This window comes from Mycolicibacterium sp. XJ870 (assembly GCF_053483975.1).
Genome location: NZ_JBEFTI010000004.1, coordinates 188,110 through 203,897 on the forward strand (window position 1 = coordinate 188,110; position 15,788 = coordinate 203,897).

15 protein-coding genes are annotated in these 15,788 nt (G+C 66.6%); 11 read left to right on the forward strand and 4 right to left on the reverse strand.

Translation table 11 applies throughout. The annotated features are described in order from the left end of the window. The first annotated feature begins 43 nt into the window (after positions 1 to 43). The 8 genes from aztB (at position 44) to ABQF30_RS18190 (ending at position 8,089) form a co-directional block, all read left to right on the forward strand. Positions 44 to 871 carry a zinc ABC transporter permease AztB gene (gene aztB, locus ABQF30_RS18155; protein ID WP_448466243.1) on the forward strand — a complete coding sequence of 276 codons (828 nt, stop codon included), beginning with the start codon at positions 44 to 46 and terminating at the stop codon, positions 869 to 871. Further along, positions 868 to 2,040 carry an ABC transporter gene (locus ABQF30_RS18160; RefSeq protein ID WP_448466245.1) on the forward strand — a complete coding sequence of 391 codons (1,173 nt, stop codon included), beginning with the start codon at positions 868 to 870 and terminating at the stop codon, positions 2,038 to 2,040. Before aztB ends, ABQF30_RS18160 begins: the two co-directional genes overlap by 4 nt. Further along, positions 2,037 to 2,939, forward strand: coding sequence for a zinc ABC transporter substrate-binding protein AztC (aztC, locus tag ABQF30_RS18165; protein ID WP_448466247.1), 903 nt, complete (start codon positions 2,037 to 2,039; stop codon positions 2,937 to 2,939). Before ABQF30_RS18160 ends, aztC begins: the two co-directional genes overlap by 4 nt. 9 nt (positions 2,940 to 2,948) lie before the next feature. Beyond that, positions 2,949 to 4,109 carry a zinc metallochaperone AztD gene (aztD, locus tag ABQF30_RS18170; RefSeq protein ID WP_448466249.1) on the forward strand — a complete coding sequence of 387 codons (1,161 nt, stop codon included), beginning with the start codon at positions 2,949 to 2,951 and terminating at the stop codon, positions 4,107 to 4,109. Between the two features lie 204 nt (positions 4,110 to 4,313). Next, positions 4,314 to 5,324 carry a metal ABC transporter solute-binding protein, Zn/Mn family gene (locus ABQF30_RS18175; protein ID WP_448466251.1) on the forward strand — a complete coding sequence of 337 codons (1,011 nt, stop codon included), beginning with the start codon at positions 4,314 to 4,316 and terminating at the stop codon, positions 5,322 to 5,324. Continuing rightward, entirely contained in the window at positions 5,311 to 6,096 is a 786-nt protein-coding gene (locus ABQF30_RS18180; RefSeq protein ID WP_448466253.1) for a metal ABC transporter ATP-binding protein, read from the forward strand. The genes ABQF30_RS18175 and ABQF30_RS18180 overlap by 14 nt, the downstream gene beginning before the upstream one ends. Beyond that, a complete protein-coding gene (locus ABQF30_RS18185; RefSeq protein WP_448466255.1) occupies positions 6,093 to 6,953 on the forward strand; it encodes a metal ABC transporter permease in 861 nt (286 codons plus the stop codon). The genes ABQF30_RS18180 and ABQF30_RS18185 overlap by 4 nt, the downstream gene beginning before the upstream one ends. 11 nt (positions 6,954 to 6,964) lie before the next feature. Continuing rightward, positions 6,965 to 8,089, forward strand: a complete 1,125-nt coding sequence (locus tag ABQF30_RS18190) for an Rv3575c family transcriptional regulator (RefSeq protein ID WP_448466258.1) — start codon at positions 6,965 to 6,967, stop codon at positions 8,087 to 8,089. Here the strand turns inward: ABQF30_RS18190 and otsB are convergent. Beyond that, a complete protein-coding gene (gene otsB, locus ABQF30_RS18195; RefSeq protein ID WP_448466260.1) occupies positions 8,086 to 8,832 on the reverse strand; it encodes a trehalose-phosphatase in 747 nt (248 codons plus the stop codon). The two genes, ABQF30_RS18190 and otsB, sit on opposite strands and share 4 nt — an antisense overlap. Positions 8,833 to 8,835: 3 nt before the next feature. Further along, positions 8,836 to 9,513, reverse strand: a complete 678-nt coding sequence (kstR, locus tag ABQF30_RS18200; RefSeq protein WP_448466262.1) for a cholesterol catabolism transcriptional regulator KstR — start codon at positions 9,511 to 9,513, stop codon at positions 8,836 to 8,838. A gap of 197 nt (positions 9,514 to 9,710) precedes the next feature. Between kstR and ABQF30_RS18205 the strand changes: the two genes are divergently transcribed. Then, on the forward strand, positions 9,711 to 11,858 hold the full coding sequence (locus ABQF30_RS18205) for an acyl-CoA dehydrogenase family protein (protein WP_448466264.1): 2,148 nt from the start codon (positions 9,711 to 9,713) through the stop codon (positions 11,856 to 11,858). A gap of 24 nt (positions 11,859 to 11,882) precedes the next feature. Here ABQF30_RS18205 and ABQF30_RS18210 read toward each other — a convergent pair whose 3' ends face one another. Then, positions 11,883 to 12,461: a hypothetical protein gene (locus ABQF30_RS18210; protein ID WP_448466266.1), complete on the reverse strand. Its 579-nt coding sequence runs from the start codon at positions 12,459 to 12,461 to the stop codon at positions 11,883 to 11,885. A gap of 21 nt (positions 12,462 to 12,482) precedes the next feature. Continuing rightward, positions 12,483 to 13,544 (reverse strand): 2Fe-2S iron-sulfur cluster-binding protein, encoded by a 1,062-nt coding sequence (locus ABQF30_RS18215; RefSeq protein WP_448466268.1) that lies wholly within the window; start codon positions 13,542 to 13,544, stop codon positions 12,483 to 12,485. 186 nt (positions 13,545 to 13,730) lie between these two features. On the opposite strand from ABQF30_RS18215, the gene hsaA reads away from it, so the two are divergent. Together hsaA and hsaD are read left to right on the forward strand one after the other, a co-directional pair. Then, positions 13,731 to 14,921, forward strand: a complete 1,191-nt coding sequence (gene hsaA, locus ABQF30_RS18220; RefSeq protein WP_448466270.1) for a 3-hydroxy-9,10-secoandrosta-1,3,5(10)-triene-9,17-dione monooxygenase oxygenase subunit — start codon at positions 13,731 to 13,733, stop codon at positions 14,919 to 14,921. Then, positions 14,921 to 15,787 carry a 4,5:9,10-diseco-3-hydroxy-5,9,17-trioxoandrosta-1(10),2-diene-4-oate hydrolase gene (gene hsaD, locus ABQF30_RS18225; RefSeq protein WP_448466272.1) on the forward strand — a complete coding sequence of 289 codons (867 nt, stop codon included), beginning with the start codon at positions 14,921 to 14,923 and terminating at the stop codon, positions 15,785 to 15,787. Before hsaA ends, hsaD begins: the two co-directional genes overlap by 1 nt. The last annotated feature ends 1 nt before the right edge of the window (position 15,788 follow it).

Consider the following 15,788-nt stretch of genomic DNA (forward strand, 5'->3'; position numbering starts at 1 on the left):
CTCCCATTTGGAAATGATTGTCATTACTGATAAGAGTGTAGCCATGCTGAACTGGCTGGGCGCACCGTTCGGCTCCGAGGTCGTCGTACGTGCGGCGGTTGCGGGGTCTGCGGTGGCGTTGATGTGTGCGATCGTCGGCACGTGGGTGGTGCTGCGGGGGTCGGTATTCCTCGGCGATGCGATGTCGCATGGCATGTTGCCGGGCGTCGCGCTGGCATCGACGATTGGCGGAAACCTGTTCGTCGGCGCACTGATCGCCGCGCTTGCGATGGCGTACGGTGTTGCGGCGCTGAGCCGCTCAGCCCGGTTCTCGTCGGACACCAGCATCGGTCTGTTGCTGGTCGGCATGCTGGCGGTCGGCGTCATCGTGGTGTCGCACTCCCGCACCTACGCCGTTGATCTGACCGCCTTCCTGTTCGGCGACGTGCTCGGCGTGCGCGTCCGCGACATCGCCGTGCTGGCCGCTGCCCTGGTGTTCATCGCCGCGGTCGCGTTCGTGGGTCGGCGGGCGTTCGTCGCGGCGACTTTCGACGTCCGCAAGGCGGCCACCCTGCGGCTCAACCCACGGCTCGCCGGAATTGCACTCACGGTCCTGATCGCCGTCGCGATCGTCGCGTCCTTCCACGTCGTCGGCACGCTGCTGGTACTCGGTCTGCTCGTGGCCCCGCCCGCAGCTGCGACGTTGTGGGCACACTCGATCGGGCGGATCATGGTGCTGGCCGCTGTCATCGGCGTGGTGTCGGTATGGCTGGGCCTGCTGGTGTCATGGCATGCCGCCACAGCTGGTGGCGCCAGCATCGCGGCCGTCGCCGTCGGGTTGTTCTTCTGCTCGGCGGTGGCCGCGTCGGTGCTTCAGCGGGTCACAGCATGAGGGCGATCCTGGCCTTGACGGCCGCGCTGCTGCTGGCCGGTTGCGACACCGATGAAACACCAAGCGCCCCAACAACTCCAACGACGTCGGCCAGTCACGATGACACCGGAATCGACGCGCAGGAAAGCAAGGACGCGGTGACCCGTCTGGTCTTGGTCGATCCGGCCACCGGGGCGACCGTGGTGTTCGACGCCGGGGAGGAGACGCAGACTCCGCTCGGCGAGTTCGGCCGCACCGACGGCATCAGCGGTGACGGGCGTTTCGCCTACCTGCGCGGGGAGGACGCGATAACCGTCGTCGACGCCGGGTCGTGGACATTCGACCACGGTGACCATTCGCATTACTACGTCGAGCCGCCCGGCCTCGCAGGCCGGTTGAACGGCCGGTTCGCCGACGCCGGCGGACAGCGCGATCTGACTGCGGCGCGCCGTGACGACGGCACGGTTGAGGTGCTCGATCGCGCCGCCCTCGGCGAGCACCGCATCGCGCCGGTCGACGGATTCGGAACGTTGCGCGATATCGCTGAAATCGCGCCACTCGGCGAGGATCTCGTGTCCGTTGCCCGATCGGGCGCGGTCAGCGCCCTCGGCGCCGACGGTGCGACGCAGCCGCTCGGGCAATGTCCCGGCGCGTCCGGCGCCTCGACCGTCAGCGGCGCGGTGATCTTCGGTTGCGTGGACGGAGCTCTGCGGATCGCGAAACGCGCAGGGCAGCTGGCAGCCACTCCCTTTCACTTCGGAAACACCCGCCCCGCAACGCAACTTGGTGCACTGTCATACCGGTACGGCGGCAGCACGCTGGCTGCCGTCGCCGCGGACGCAGTGTGGGTGCTGGATGGACGTCGCGGCGCGTGGTCGCAGGTGAACGTTGCGGGCGTGCTCGCGGCCAACGCTGTCTCGGGTGATTCCGTCCTGGCCCTCACCGCGGACGGCCAACTGCGGCAACTCGATACGAAAACCGGCGCGCAGACCGCTGCGGTTCAATTGTTCGGCGGTCCGGTGTCGTCCGACCTGCCGACACCGGTGATCGAGATCGACGCCGACCGGGCATACGTCAACGATGCCAAGGCAGGCGCCGTCTACGAGGTCGATTACGGGGACGGCCTTCGGCTGGCGCGCACCCTGAAGGTCTCCGTTGCGCCCGGGCTGATGGTGGAGACCGGGCGGTGACGCGCCGCTGGTCCCAGATCGCCGCGTGTCTGCTCGCCGTGCTGCTGGCGGCGTGCAGCGCGCCGAATGTCGGAGGTGGGCATCAGGAAATCGTTGTCACCACAACGATTCTCGGGGATGTCGTGCACCAGATCGTCGGCGAGGCGGCTGACGTGCGAGTGCTGATGAAGCCCAACGCCGACCCGCACTCGTCCAGCCTGTCGGCACCCGAAGCGGCTGCGCTGAGCAATGCCGATCTCGTCGTCTACAACGGGTTGGGCCTCGAGGAGTCCATGCAGCGCCACGTGGACGCGGCAGCCGACAACGGTGTTGCCACCCTCGCGGTCGGCGACCACATCGACCCGCTGCAGTTCTCCGAGCACGGTGGACCGGACCCGCACTTCTGGACCGATCCACAGCGCATGGTGCTCGCGGTCGATGCGATCACCGATCGCGTCACTCAACTGTCCGGAATCGACGGTGCGGCAGTGACGGCCAACGCCGAGCGGTACCGCGATGAGCTCAACGGCCTGTCGGAGTCGATGACGCGCCAGTTCGGGGCGATTCCCGCCGAACGGCGCAAGCTCGTCACGAATCATCATGTGCTCGGCTACCTGGCCGACCGGTTCGGCTTCACCGTGATTGGTGCGGTGATCCCGAGCGGCACCACGCTAGCCTCGCCGAGCGCATCGGACCTGGAGTCGTTGGCGGGTGCCGTCCGCACGGCCGGGGTGCCTGCGATCTTCGTCGACTCCTCGCAGCCGGACCGCCTCGCGCGGGTGCTCGCCGAACAGGCCGGAGTGCAGGTGAACGTGGTCTCGCTCTACACCGAATCGCTGAGTGAACCCGGGACCCCAGGCGACACCTACCTCGGCATGATGCGCGCGAACACCGAAACCATTGTGAGCAAACTGAATTAAGGAGATTGGATGAGCAAGGCTTTGTCGTTGGCAGCCACGGTCGGTGCGCTGACGTTGGCGCTGGCCGGCTGTGGCAGTGAACCCCAACAGGAGCAACGGCAGCCCATCGCCGAGCCGCTGGTGGTGACCTACGACGGCGGCCTCTACGTGCTCGACGGAAACAACCTGGAGGTCAAGTCGACGATCCCGTTGGCGGGATTCCTCCGCGTGAACCCCGCCGGAGACGATGCGCACGTAATGGTGTCGACCGACCAGGGCTTCCGAGCGCTGGACGCGACGGCGGGCGAGTTGACCGACACCACGTTCGAGGCGAGCGAGCCCGGTCACGTCGTGCCACACGGCGAGCGCACGGCGTTGTTCGCCGACGGGTCAGGCGATATCACCGTTTTCGACCCCCACGATCTGGCGGGCGGCAAGCCCGAGACCCAGACGCTCAAGTCGTCCAAGCCGCATCACGGCGTGGCGGTCGTGCTGTCCGACGGCAGCTGGGTGCGCAGTGAGGGAGACCCCGACGAGCGCACCGGTGCGGTGGCCTTCGACTCCGGGCAAGCCGAGATCGCCCGCAACACCGAGTGCCCGGGCCTGCACGGGGAAACGGTCGTCGAAGGCGAGACCGTCGTGCTCGGTTGCGAGAACGGGGTGTTGACGTACTCGGACCGGGTCTTCACGAAGATCGCGGCGCCGGGTGAGTACGGCCGGGTGGGCAACCTTCGAGGGCATGAGGAGTCGCCGGTCGCGCTCGGTGATTTCAAGGTCGATCCCGACGCCGAGCTGGAGCGGCCGAACCAGTTCGCGCTCATCGACACCACCACCAACCAGCTGCGCCTCGTGACGCTGCCGCAATCGGTCAGCTATTCGTTCCGCTCGCTGGCCCGCGGACCCCACGCCGAGGCGTTGATCCTCGGCACCGACGGCAACCTCTACGTCATAGACCCAGCTACCGGGGGCACCGTCAAAACCATTTCCGTTACCGAGCCGTGGACCGAGCCTGACGACTGGCAGCAGCCGCGGCCCACGGTGTTCACCCGTGACCACGACGTCTACGTCACCGACCCCGCCACCAAGGAGCTGCACATCGTCGATGTGGAATCCGCCGCGGTGAGCAAGTCGGTGACGTTGGAGAACACACCGAACGAACTCAGTGGTGCGGTGGGTCACGAGCACGAGTAGAGGCACGTAGGAACCGGCTCCCGTCCACGTTGGGCGGGAGCCGGTTTCGTGTCTCAGGGGAGTGGGTGTGCGTGACGTTCCATTCCGGTAGCGGGTCGGAGTAGCGCAACCAGGCCTGCTCGCCGTGGGCCATCTCCGAATCGGTGAGCAGCGTCGCCTTGAAAATGATTTTCAATAAAGCGTAATCCGGGTATGCGCGGCAATGTGCAAACGGTTATCGTTATCGCCGTGACCTCGCCCTTGAAAGCCCTCGTCGCGGCTGCCGTACTTGCCGCCCCGTTAGCGCTCGTCGCGTGCGGATCCGACGAATCCCCCACCGCCGAGCCGGCGGGCGATTGCCCGACCACTCCGGTCAATGTGGTCGTCAGCGTCGACCAGTGGGGTGACATCGTCTCCGAACTCGGCGGCGCATGCGCGAAGGTGACGACGGTGCTGGCCGGCTCGTCGGTCGATCCGCACGACTTCGAACCCTCGCCGTCGGATGCGGCGAAGTTCGAGGGTGCACAGCTCGTCGTTGTCAATGGCGGCCACTACGACGAATGGGCGACCAAACTCGCCGAGAGCTCGGCCCCGAATGCTCCTGTCGTCGCCGCGATCGAGGACGCCGGTGCGCACGAAGATGAGGCCCATGACCACGGGCATGAAGCAGAAGGCCATGAAGAGGGGCACGACCACGCCGGAGGCGTCAACCCGCACGCGTGGTACAGCCCGGCGGCGGTGACGTCGGTCGCCGACGCGGTGACTGCCGAGCTTGGTGAGCTGGCGCCCGACGCGAAGGACTACTTCGCGCAGCGACGCACCGCCTTCACCGAGTCGATGAAGCCGTACAACCAGCTCATCGATGACATCAAGGGCCACGCGACCGGTAAGACCTATGCGGCCACCGAGGCGGTGTTCGACGATATGGCCGTCGCGGTCGGGCTGGTCAATCGCACGCCGGAGGGCTATCAGGTGACCTCGTCCAACGAGAGTGATCCGTCGCCTGCCGATCTCGACGCGTTCCTGCGGTTGCTCGGTGACAAAGGCGTCGATGTCCTGATCTACAACACCCAGACCGAGGGCTCGGTGCCGCAGCAGATCCGTGCCGCAGCCGAGAGGGCCGGTGTTCCCGTCGTCGATGTCACTGAAACGGTGGCGCCGGAGACCGATTCGTTCGAGGCTTGGCAGGTGGACCAACTCACCTCGCTCGCCAAGGCCCTTGGTGTCCAGTCGTAGCAGTGAATCGGCACCGGCGCTTGTCTTCGACGACGTAAGCGTCGTCCGCGGCGGCAGGTTGATCTGGTCGGAGGGCACCTTCGAGATCCCGGCCGGCGGGATCGTCGCGCTGATCGGCTCCAACGGATCGGGCAAGTCGACGATGCTGCATGTGGTCCTCGGCCTGCTGCCGGTGGCGTCGGGCACTGTGCGGGTGTTGGGTAGCCGGCCGGGCGAGCACAACGACCGCATCGGTTATGTACCCCAGGACTATGTCGCCGGTGCGGGTGAGGCGATCCGGGCCCGCGATGCGGTGACGCTGGGTCTCACCGGGCGTCGCTGGGGGTTCAGTCGCACAACCCGCGCCGACATGGCCCGGGTCGACGAGGCTCTGGAGTGGGTCGAGGCAACCGCGTTCGCCGATATGCGCGTCTCGCAGTTGTCGGGCGGTCAGCGTCAGCGGGTCGCGTTGGCCAATGCCCTTGTGGGGCAACCGAAGATGCTGATCCTCGACGAGCCGTTGGCGGCACTCGACCTGCGCAACCAGCATGAGATCGTGCAGCTGCTGGCCCGCCTCAACAATGAGCTCGACGTGACGATTCTTGTTGTTGCGCACGACCTCAACCCGTTGCTCGCCGTGCTGGACAGTGCCATCTACCTGCTCGACGGGCATGCCCATCACGCCGCGATCCACGAGGTGGTCGACGCCGATCTGCTGACCCATCTGTACGGCACCAAAGTTCAGGTCGCCAATACCTTGCAGGGCCAGATGTACATGAGGAGCGGGCAGTGACCACCACGGTCTTGGCCTTGGGGTATCAGCACAATTGGTGGCAGATCCTGACGTCGGCATTCATGCGGAACGCGTTGATCGGCGGCACCCTCGTCGCGCTCGCGGCCGGGCTCATCGGCTACTTCATCATCGTGCGCAACACCGCCTTCGCCGCCCACGCACTGGCCCACATCGGGCTGCCCGGGGCCACCGGCGCAGCGCTGCTGGGACTGCCGGTCGTGTTGGGTCTCGGGGTGTTCTGCATCGGCGGAGCCCTGGTGATCGGGGCGCTGGGCAAACGGGCCGACGATCGCGAGGTGGCGACCGGCACCGTCCTGGCCCTGGCCACCGGATTCGGGTTGTTCTTCAACTCGCTGGCCACCAAGCACTCGTCGACCCTGACCAACGTGCTGTTCGGCAACCTGCTGGCCATCACTCATCAGCAGCTGCTGACCTTCACCGCGCTGCTGGTGCTGCTGGCCGCCACGGTGGTATTCGTCTACCGTCCGCTGCTGTTCGCCTCGGTGAACGCCCAGGTGGCCGAGGCCAAGGGAGTGCCGGTAAAGGCTCTGTCGGTGCTGTTCATGGCACTGCTCGGCGTTGCGGTCACCATGGCTGTGCAGGCTGTCGGCACGCTGCTGCTGTTTGCTCTCGTCGTCACCCCAGCGGCCACCGCGATCATGCTGACCGCCCGGCCCCTGGCCGCGATGGCGATCTCGACGGGGATCAGCCTGGTATCGGTGTGGGCGGGTTTGGCGATCTCCGCAATATTCAATATGCCGCCCAGCTTCGTCATCGTGACCATCGCCTGCGTGGTCTGGCTTGTGGTGTGGGCGGGTCAGCGCGCCACCCGACGCTCAGCGGAGCTCATCCACTAGCGTCAGAGCACATGTCCAGGAGTCCCGACCCGCCGCGGCGGGCCACCCTGGCTTCGTTGGCGGCCGAGCTGAAGGTTTCACGCACCACGATCTCGAACGCCTACAACCGTCCCGATCAGCTTTCGTCCGACCTTCGGGAGCGCATTTTCGACGCCGCCAAGCGGCTGGGCTATCCGGGCCCCGACCCGGTGGCGCGTTCGCTGCGGACCCGCAAGGCGGGCGCGGTCGGGCTGATGATCACCGAACCGCTCAACTACTCGTTCAGCGATCCGGCCGCACTGGATTTCGTTGCCGGGCTTGCCGAATCCTGTGAGGAGGCCGGTCAGGGGCTGCTGCTGGTCGCGGTCGGTCCCAACCGCAGCTTCGAGGAGGGTTCGGCGGCTGTTCTGTCGGCCGGAGTCGACGGATTCGTGGTGTACTCGGCCTCCGACGACGATCCCTACCTACCGGTCGTGCGGCAGCGTCACCTTCCCGTTGTGGTGGTCGACCAGCCCAAAGATGTGCCCGGGGTATCGCGGGTCGGAATCGACGACCGCGGGGCCATGCGCAAGCTGGCCGAGCACGTGCTGGAACTCGGCCACCGCGACATCGGCCTGCTGACCATGCGGTTGGGGCGGGATTGGCCACACGACAGCCTGACCCCGGATTCCTCCTCGCGTGCGCGTAAACCTGCACTGGCCGAACCAGATCGGGTGCAGTCCCCCCATTTTCACGTGCAACGCGAACGCATCCACGGGGTGTACGACGCGATGATCGGTGCCGGACTGTCCCCGGGGACGCTGACCGTGGTGGAGAGCTACGAGCACCTGCCGAGCTCCGGTGGCGCTGCCGCGGAGGTTGCGTTGGAGGCGAACCCGCGGATCACCGCGCTGATGTGTTCTGCCGACGTGCTGGCCTTGTCGGCGATGGACTATCTGCGGTCCCGCGGCATCTACGTGCCGGGCGAGATGACGGTCACCGGATTCGACGGGGTGCCCGAGGCGCTGCGCCGCGGCCTGACCACCGTCGTGCAGTCCAGCGTCGAAAAAGGCAGGCGCGCCGGTCGGTTGCTGCACAATCCGCCGCGGTCGGGGCTGCCGGTGATCGACATCCTTGACACCGAAGTGGTGCGCGGCCGGACGTCGGGTCCGGCTTAGCTGCGGCGACGCGCGTCGAGCAAGTATTTCAGTGCTGCCGCAACATCTTCGGGCGCCTCGACCCGGTAGGCCGCCAACGTGTCGCCCGGCCCGACCTTGACGCCGATGTCGCCGTCACGCATCCGGCGGAACGCCTTCTCGTCGGTGACATCGTCGCCGAAGTACACCACGGCCGACGCGTGCTGTTGATCGCGCAGAATGTCGATCGCTTCGCCCTTGTCCGTAGAGATCACCGCGAATTCCAGCACGGCCTTGCCCTCGGTCAGTTGGGCGTTCCACGACTGCGAGGCATCGCGGGCCTGGGTCAGGGCGGCCTCGGCGTCGGCAGGATCTGCGTTGCGGACGTGCAAGGCCACGCTGGCCGGCTTGAGCTCGACGGTGACACCCGGCCGGCTGCCCGCAATGGCGTTGAGCTCATCGGCGATTGTGTTCAACAGCGATTCGTCGATGGGATGGGTGAAACCCGAAGCGAACTCGGCACCGTGACTGCCGACGAGGTGCACGGTCGCAGGCATCCCCGACAGGCCACGCAGCACCTCCAGCGCACGTCCCGAGATCAAAGCGGCTGCGGTGTCGGGCAGGTCGGCCAGCTCCACCAGGGTTGCCGCGGCGTCGGCCAGAGGCCGCGCATCGGCCGGGTTGTTGACGATCGGGGCGAGTGTGCCGTCGAAGTCGGAGGTGACGAGCAGCCTTGGTTGTCGGGCGGCCCGGGTCAACACGTTCTTCAGATCGTCGGGGAGCACCCGTCAGATCTTAGGTTGGTCGTCCGCACCGATCAGCAGCCGCACGGCCAAGTCCAGCCGCTTGCTGACGTCGGTCGCCGAGGCGCGCCGGGTCAACCAGGCGAGCAGGTTGGACAGCCAGACGTCGGAGATCACCCGGGCGATGTGGTACTGGTCCTCAGTCGGTTCGCCGTCGCTCATGGCGCGCGCGAACATCGAGTCCATCAGCTTGCCGACGTGGTCCACCTCGCCCGCCGCTGATGCGTCGGCGAAGACGAACGCCCTCGTCATGGCCTCGGTGAGCAGAGGGTTGCGCTGCATGGCCCGGTTGAGCTTGCCCACCATGAAGTTGAGCCGCTGGTACGGGGTGCCGCCGGCCAGCGCGGCCCGGTCGGTCTTGGCGTCGATGCGTTCGAACTCGCGACCCAGCGCAGAGACGAGCAGGTGCACTTTGGACGGGAAGTACCGGTAGAGGGTGCCGACTGCGACATCGGCCCGTTCGGCCACGGCGCGCATCTGCACTGCCTCGTAACCGCCTTTGGAGGCGATGGCCAGGGTGGCATCGAGGATGCGTTTGCGACGCTCCCGCTGCGCTTCGGAACCGAGTTCGGACTCGGTGAGGACTGCCACGTTGATCACCTCACGCGGTCGCGTATCCGAGCCGGATGACTCGGGCCGTGCTGGCTGTGACACGCCGGACATTGGCTGGCGACTCCTTCTCATTGCGTACCTCGTCAAAAACGATACGCACGCCGATCACCTTTTTCTCACCTCCGAGCCGGTAAGACACGGACGTGTCCTGCTGTAACGCGGGTCGACTTGACGGTCGAACACTGTCACCATTAGAACACGTTCTAGTGGGAAGCATGGACTTCCCGCACTATGCCTAGGAGTAGACCGTGTCAGTGTTGTCGTCGTCGACCGACACCTCGGAGCAGTTTGCCGCACGCGACCTGGTGCGTAGCTGGGCCGCTGCGGCCGGCGCGGTCGCCGCTGCCCGCGAGATCGAGCACGATCCGCAGGCCTGGCGCGCGCCCTATCGTGGGCTCGCCGAACTAGGGATCTTCAGCGTCGCGGTCCCCGAGGAGCGCGGTGGTGCCGGCGGCACTGTCGAGGATCTGTGCGCGATGGTCGACGAGGCTGCGGCCGCTCTGGTTCCCGGGCCCGTCGCGACGACGGCGTTGGCCACTGTGCTCGTCACGAATTCTGAAGTGCTGGACGCCCTGGTGTCGGGTGAGCGCAGCGCGGGTGTGGCGCTGACCGCCGACCTGCGGGTCGATGGCGCCCGGGTGTCAGGCACCGCCGACTACGTGCTGGGTGCCGACACGGCGGGCGTCCTGTTGCTGCCGGCAGGTGACGACGTGCTGCTGATCGACGCGGGTGCCGACGGCGTGACGGTCGAATTGCTCACGGCCACCGACTTTTCCGTCCCGTTGGCCCAGGTGGTCCTGGAGTCCGTCCCCGCCGAGGTACTTGGCGTGTCGCGGCAACGCTTCGAAGATACTGCCGCAGCCGTGTTCGCCGCCGAGGCCGCGGGGCTGGCCCGATGGACTCTGCAGACCGCCACCGATTACGCCAAGGTGCGTGAGCAGTTCGGCAAGCCGATCGGCAGCTTCCAGGCGATCAAGCACATGTGCGCCGAGATGCTGCTGCGTTCGGAGCAGGCCGCGGTTTCGGCTACTGATGTGGCCCGCGCCGCATCCGAATCCGAGGCTGCCCAGTTGTCGATCGCCGCCGCGGTCGCCGCGGCAGCCGGTATCGACGCGGCCGAGGCCAACGCCAAGGACTGTGTCCAGGTGCTCGGCGGTATCGGGATCACCTGGGAGCATGACGCCCACCTGTATTTGCGTCGCGCATATGGCATTTCGCACTTCCTCGGTGGCCGGCGCCGCTGGCTGCGCCGGGTTGCCGCGTTGACGCAGCAGGGCGTCCGTCGTGAGCTGCGCATCGACCTGGAGTCAGTGGCGGACCTGCGTCCGGAGATCAGCGCCGCGGTGGCCGAGGTGGCCGCGCAGCCCGTGGAGAAGCGGCAGGTCGCGCTCGCCGAATCGGGTTTGCTTGCCCCGCACTGGCCCCGGCCGTATGGTCGGGCCGCCAAGCCGGCCGAGCAGCTGCTGATCGATCAGGAACTGGCCGCTGCGAAGGTGGAGCGGCCCGATCTGGTCATCGGCTGGTGGGCCGTGCCGACCATCCTCGAACACGGCACGCCCGAACAGATCGAGCAGTTCGTCCCGGCCACCCTGCGCGGTGACCTGACCTGGTGCCAGCTGTTCTCCGAGCCTGGCGCGGGTTCGGATCTGGCCGCGTTGCGGACGAAGGCTGTTCGGGTCGACGGGGGTTGGAAGCTCACCGGGCAGAAGGTGTGGACGTCGGCCGCGCAGAAGGCGCACTGGGGTGTCTGCCTGGCCCGTACCGATGCCGATGCTCCGAAACATAAGGGCATCACCTACTTCCTGGTCGACATGCGCTCGGCCGGCATCGTGATCCGCCCACTGCGCGAGATCACCGGCGACGAGCTGTTCAACGAGGTGTTCTTCGACGACGTGTTCGTACCGGACGAGATGGTCGTCGGCACGGTCAACGACGGCTGGCGACTGGCCCGCACCACGCTGGCCAACGAGCGGGTGGCGATGGCCGGCGGGACGGCGCTGGGCAATCCGATGGAGGAGCTCCTGCGTAAGGTCAGCGAGAAGCCGGAGGCGGATCGCGCATCAGGAGAGGCCGAGAAGCCCGATCCCGCGGATCAGGACCGCCTGGGCGCCCTCATCCTCGCGGCTCAAGTGGGTGCACTGCTGGATCAGCGCATCGCGCAGCTGGCGGTCGGCGGCCAGGATCCGGGCGCGCAGGCCAGCGCCCGCAAGCTGATCGGCGTGCGCTATCGACAAGGGCTCGCGGAATTCCGGATGGAACTCTCCGACGGCGGCGGCGTCGTACAGAGCCAGGAGGTTCACGACTTCCTCAACACCCGCTGCCTGACCATTGCCGGTGGTACCGAGCAGATCCTGCTGACGCTGGCCGGCGAACGGTTGCTGGGGCTGCCGCGCTAATTCACTGGCGCGGCTGGGCCCGGCTCAGAACGTGGTCTGCGCGCAGGCAGTCGGTGTGGTGAGGTTCCACCCGCCGTAAACCGCCTGGACCTGCGTGCAGGCGATGAAGTCGGCGTCGGTGTTCGGTCGGCCGCTCTTCCAGTCGATCGGCACCGATTCACCGTCGACCTTGAAGCGCTCCAGCGGCCCACCGCCGAAGTAGGTCACGGAGATCTCGACATTGTTGGTCGCCTTGAGCTGCCTCGACAGCACGTTGTCGTGATTGGCGCCTTTGGTCTCCCTCGGCATGCCGGCAGGCGCGCTGTAGGAGACCTCCTGCCACACGTCGCGGCTCGTGCTGCGCAGCGTGATCGTCTGGCGGGCCCACGTGTTGCCGGGGAGCCCGATGGGGCCCTGCGGTGTGAGCAGGTTCGCCTGGGTGTTGAAGGAACACCTGCCCGCCGCGCAGTCGGCGGTGACGTGCATTTCCAGGATCCCGTCGGGCGTCGGGATCGAGGTCGTGGCGCTGTTGACTGCGGCTGTGGCCGTCGCGGGGTGCGCGAGCACCGCGGTCAGCACTGTCGCCGCACTTACTGTTGCGAGCCTGATCATCGTTACGGTCATCGCCAGAAAGGTATCCGCTCGTTATTCGTCGTAGGTGACTTCAACTGAATCCGACACCGGAGTCGCCTGACAACCAAGGATCAGGCCCTCCTCGAGGTCGGACGGTTCGAGCACGTCGTTGATCTCCATCTCGACGTCTCCGGACTTCTTGAGCACCGCACACGCCCCGCAGTGGCCTTCCCGGCAGGAGAACGGCGCATCGAGGCCCTTGTCGAGCAGTACGTCGAGCAGCTTCGCCGAACGTGGCCAACGGATCTCGTGTGTCGTTCCGTCCAAGGTGACGACGGCCGTCGCCGGCCCCTGATCGCTGTCGTCGTCTTCGGCGATCACCACCGCGGCGAACGGATCGGACTCCAGCGACTTGAACACCTCGATGTGGATGCGTTCGTCGGGGGTGCCGGCCCGGCGCAGCGACTCCTCGGCGGCGGCCATGAACGGTCCGGGTCCGCAGATGAACGCGTCACGCCCGGAGAACGGGGCAGCCAGGCCGGCCAGCGCGGCTGCGCTCGGCAGGCCTTGCACGCTCTCCAACCAGTGCACGACGGTGAGCCGGTCCGGGTACTTGGCGGCCAGCTCGCGCAGCGTGGCCGCGAAGATCACCGAATTCTCGTCGCGGTTGGCGTAGATCAGCACGACGTTGCCGTTGCCCTCGGCAAGCGCGGACTTGCAGATCGCCATCATCGGGGTGATGCCGCTGCCTGCCGCCATCAGCAGGAGGTCGGCGTCGAGGTTCCTTGGCACGAACGTGCCCGACGGCGCGAGCACGTGCATCCGCATCCCGGCGTGCGCGTTGTCACACAGCCAGTTCGACGCGTACCCGTCGACGGTGCGCTTTACCGTCACGGTCAGCTGATCGTCGGTGACCGGGGAACTCGACAGCGAGTAGCAGCGGGCCACCGACCCGGTGCGGTCGCTGGGCACGCGCAGGGTCAGGAACTGACCGGGGGAGTACCGCAGCCGGTCAGCAGGAATCTGCGATCCCTCGGGTACACAGAACACCAGAGAGCGGGCGTCGGCCGTCTCCTCGACGACTGCCGCCACCTGCAGTTCGAGCACGTGGCTGCCCAGTGGCTCATCAGTCACGGGGTGTGGCCCTCTCTCTCGACAAACTGGCCATAACTAGAACAGGTTACAAAAACCTACTTGCCCAGGTCCAGCCGCTGTATGAACACGCTACTCGACACAAATCGTAACGTGTTCTAATCTCTGTCTAAGTGATCGGCTCTTCGCGCAAGCGCTCATCACAATCCGATCTCGGGAGGCGAATCAGTGACGTCCATTGAACAGCGTGACGTGCAGGCAGTGCTGGCCGGCATCGACGAGTTGTTGCCGCAACTGCGCGAGCGCGCCCAAGCCACCGAGGATCTGCGCAAGATCCCGGATGAGTCCATCAAGGCGCTCGACGAGGTTGGGTTCTTCAAGCTCCTGCAGCCCGCACAGTGGGGCGGCCTGCAGTGCGACCCGACGGTGTTCTACGAGGCCGTGCGCCGCATCGCCAGCGCCTGTGGCTCCACCGGATGGGTCAGCTCCATCATCGGTGTGCACAACTGGCACCTGGCCCTGTTCGACCAGCAGGCGCAGGAAGAGGTCTGGGGCGAGGACCCGACGGTCCGGGTGTCCTCCTCGTACGCGCCGATGGGCGCGGGCGTTGTGACAGAGGCCGGGGACGGCTATCTCGTCAGCGGTTCCTGGAACTGGTCTTCCGGGTGCGACCACGCCACCTGGGCGTTCCTGGGTGGTCCGGTGATCAAGGACGGCCGGCCGGTCGATTTCGGCAGCTTCCTGATCCCGCGTACCGAGTACACCATCGACGACGTTTGGCACGTGGTCGGCCTGCGCGGCACCGGCAGCAACACCGTCGTCGTCAAGGACGTTTTCGTGCCCCGGCACCGGTTCCTGTCCTACAAGTCGATGAACGACGGCACGGCGGGCGGCTACGAGACCAACACCGCTCCGGTGTACAAGATGCCTTGGGGCACCGTGCATCCCACGACCATCTCGGCTCCTATCGTCGGCATGGCCTACGGCGCATACGACGCGCACGTCGAGCATCAGGGCAAGCGGGTGCGCGCAGCGTTCGCCGGCGAGAAGGGCAAGGACGATCCGTTCGCCAAGGTCCGCATCGCCGAGGCCGCCAGTGACATCGACGCCGCATGGCGCCAGTTGATCGGCAACGTCGGCGACGAGTACGCACTGCTCACGCAGGGCAAGGAGATCCCGTTCGAGCTGCGTGCCAGGGCCCGTCGCGATCAGGTGCGCGCCACCGGTCGTGCCATCGCCTCGGTCGACCGGCTCTTCGAGTCGGCAGGCGCCACCGCGTTGGCCAACAGTGCGCCGCTGCAACGGTTCTGGCGTGACGCGCACGCCGGGCGGGTGCACGCCGCCAACGATCCCGAGCGGGCGTACATGATCTTCGGCAACAACGAGTTCGGTCTGCCGCCCTCGGACACGATGGTCTGATGACTGCAGTATCTGAGATCACGTTCGAATCCACCTCGCGATACGCGCAGGTGCGCGACGACATGAAGCTGCACTACCACGAGGCCGGGGATCCGAGCGCACAGACGATCGTGCTGCTGCACGGCGGCGGTCCGGGTGCCTCGGGCTGGTCGAATTTCGGCCGCAACATGGCGGTGTTGGCGCAGCACTTCCATGTGCTCGTCGTCGACCAGCCGGGCTACGGACACTCGGACAAGCACACCGAGCACGAGCAGTACAACCGCTATAGCGCCAAGGCGCTGCTGGGTCTGTTCGACCATCTCGGCCTGCAGGGTCGCATCCCGCTGCTGGGCAATTCGCTCGGCGGCGGCACGGCGGTGCGGTTCGCGCTGGATTACCCGGACCGGGCGGGCAAGCTGGTGCTGATGGGCCCCGGCGGCTTGTCGGTCAACCTCTTCGCGCCGGATCCGACAGAGGGTGTGAAGCTGCTCGGCAAGTTCGCCGCTGAGCCCACGCGCGAGAACATCGAGAAGTTCCTGCGCATCATGGTCTTCGACCAGAAGCTCATCACCCCCGAGCTGATCGATGAACGGTTCGCGATCGCCAGTCAGCCCGAGTCGCTCGCAGCGACGCGGGCGATGGGGATGTCGTTCGCGGGCCCGGATTTCGAGCTCGGCATGATGTGGCGTGAGGTGCACAAGCTGCGTCAGCCGGTGCTGCTGATCTGGGGTCGCGAAGACCGGGTCAATCCGCTCGACGGGGCACTGGTCGCCGTGAAGCAGATTCCACGGGTACAACTGCACGTCTTCGGGCAGTGTGGACACTGGGCTCAAGTGGAGAAGTTCGACGAGTTCAACAAACTCGCCATCGATTTTCTTGGGGGTTAGC

Excerpts from the sequence above, each read along its gene's own strand:
- aztB (WP_448466243.1), top strand. The coding sequence starts at position 44 with ATGCTGAACTGGCTGGGCGCACCGTTCGGCTCCGAGGTCGTCGTACGT.
- ABQF30_RS18160 (WP_448466245.1), top strand. The coding sequence starts at position 868 with ATGAGGGCGATCCTGGCCTTGACGGCCGCGCTGCTGCTGGCCGGTTGC.
- aztD (WP_448466249.1), top strand. The coding sequence starts at position 2,949 with ATGAGCAAGGCTTTGTCGTTGGCAGCCACGGTCGGTGCGCTGACGTTG.
- ABQF30_RS18190 (WP_448466258.1), top strand. The coding sequence starts at position 6,965 with ATGTCCAGGAGTCCCGACCCGCCGCGGCGGGCCACCCTGGCTTCGTTG.
- kstR (WP_448466262.1), bottom strand. The coding sequence starts at position 9,513 with ATGTCCGGCGTGTCACAGCCAGCACGGCCCGAGTCATCCGGCTCGGAT.
- ABQF30_RS18210 (WP_448466266.1), bottom strand. The coding sequence starts at position 12,461 with ATGACCGTAACGATGATCAGGCTCGCAACAGTAAGTGCGGCGACAGTG.
- hsaD (WP_448466272.1), top strand. The coding sequence starts at position 14,921 with ATGACTGCAGTATCTGAGATCACGTTCGAATCCACCTCGCGATACGCG.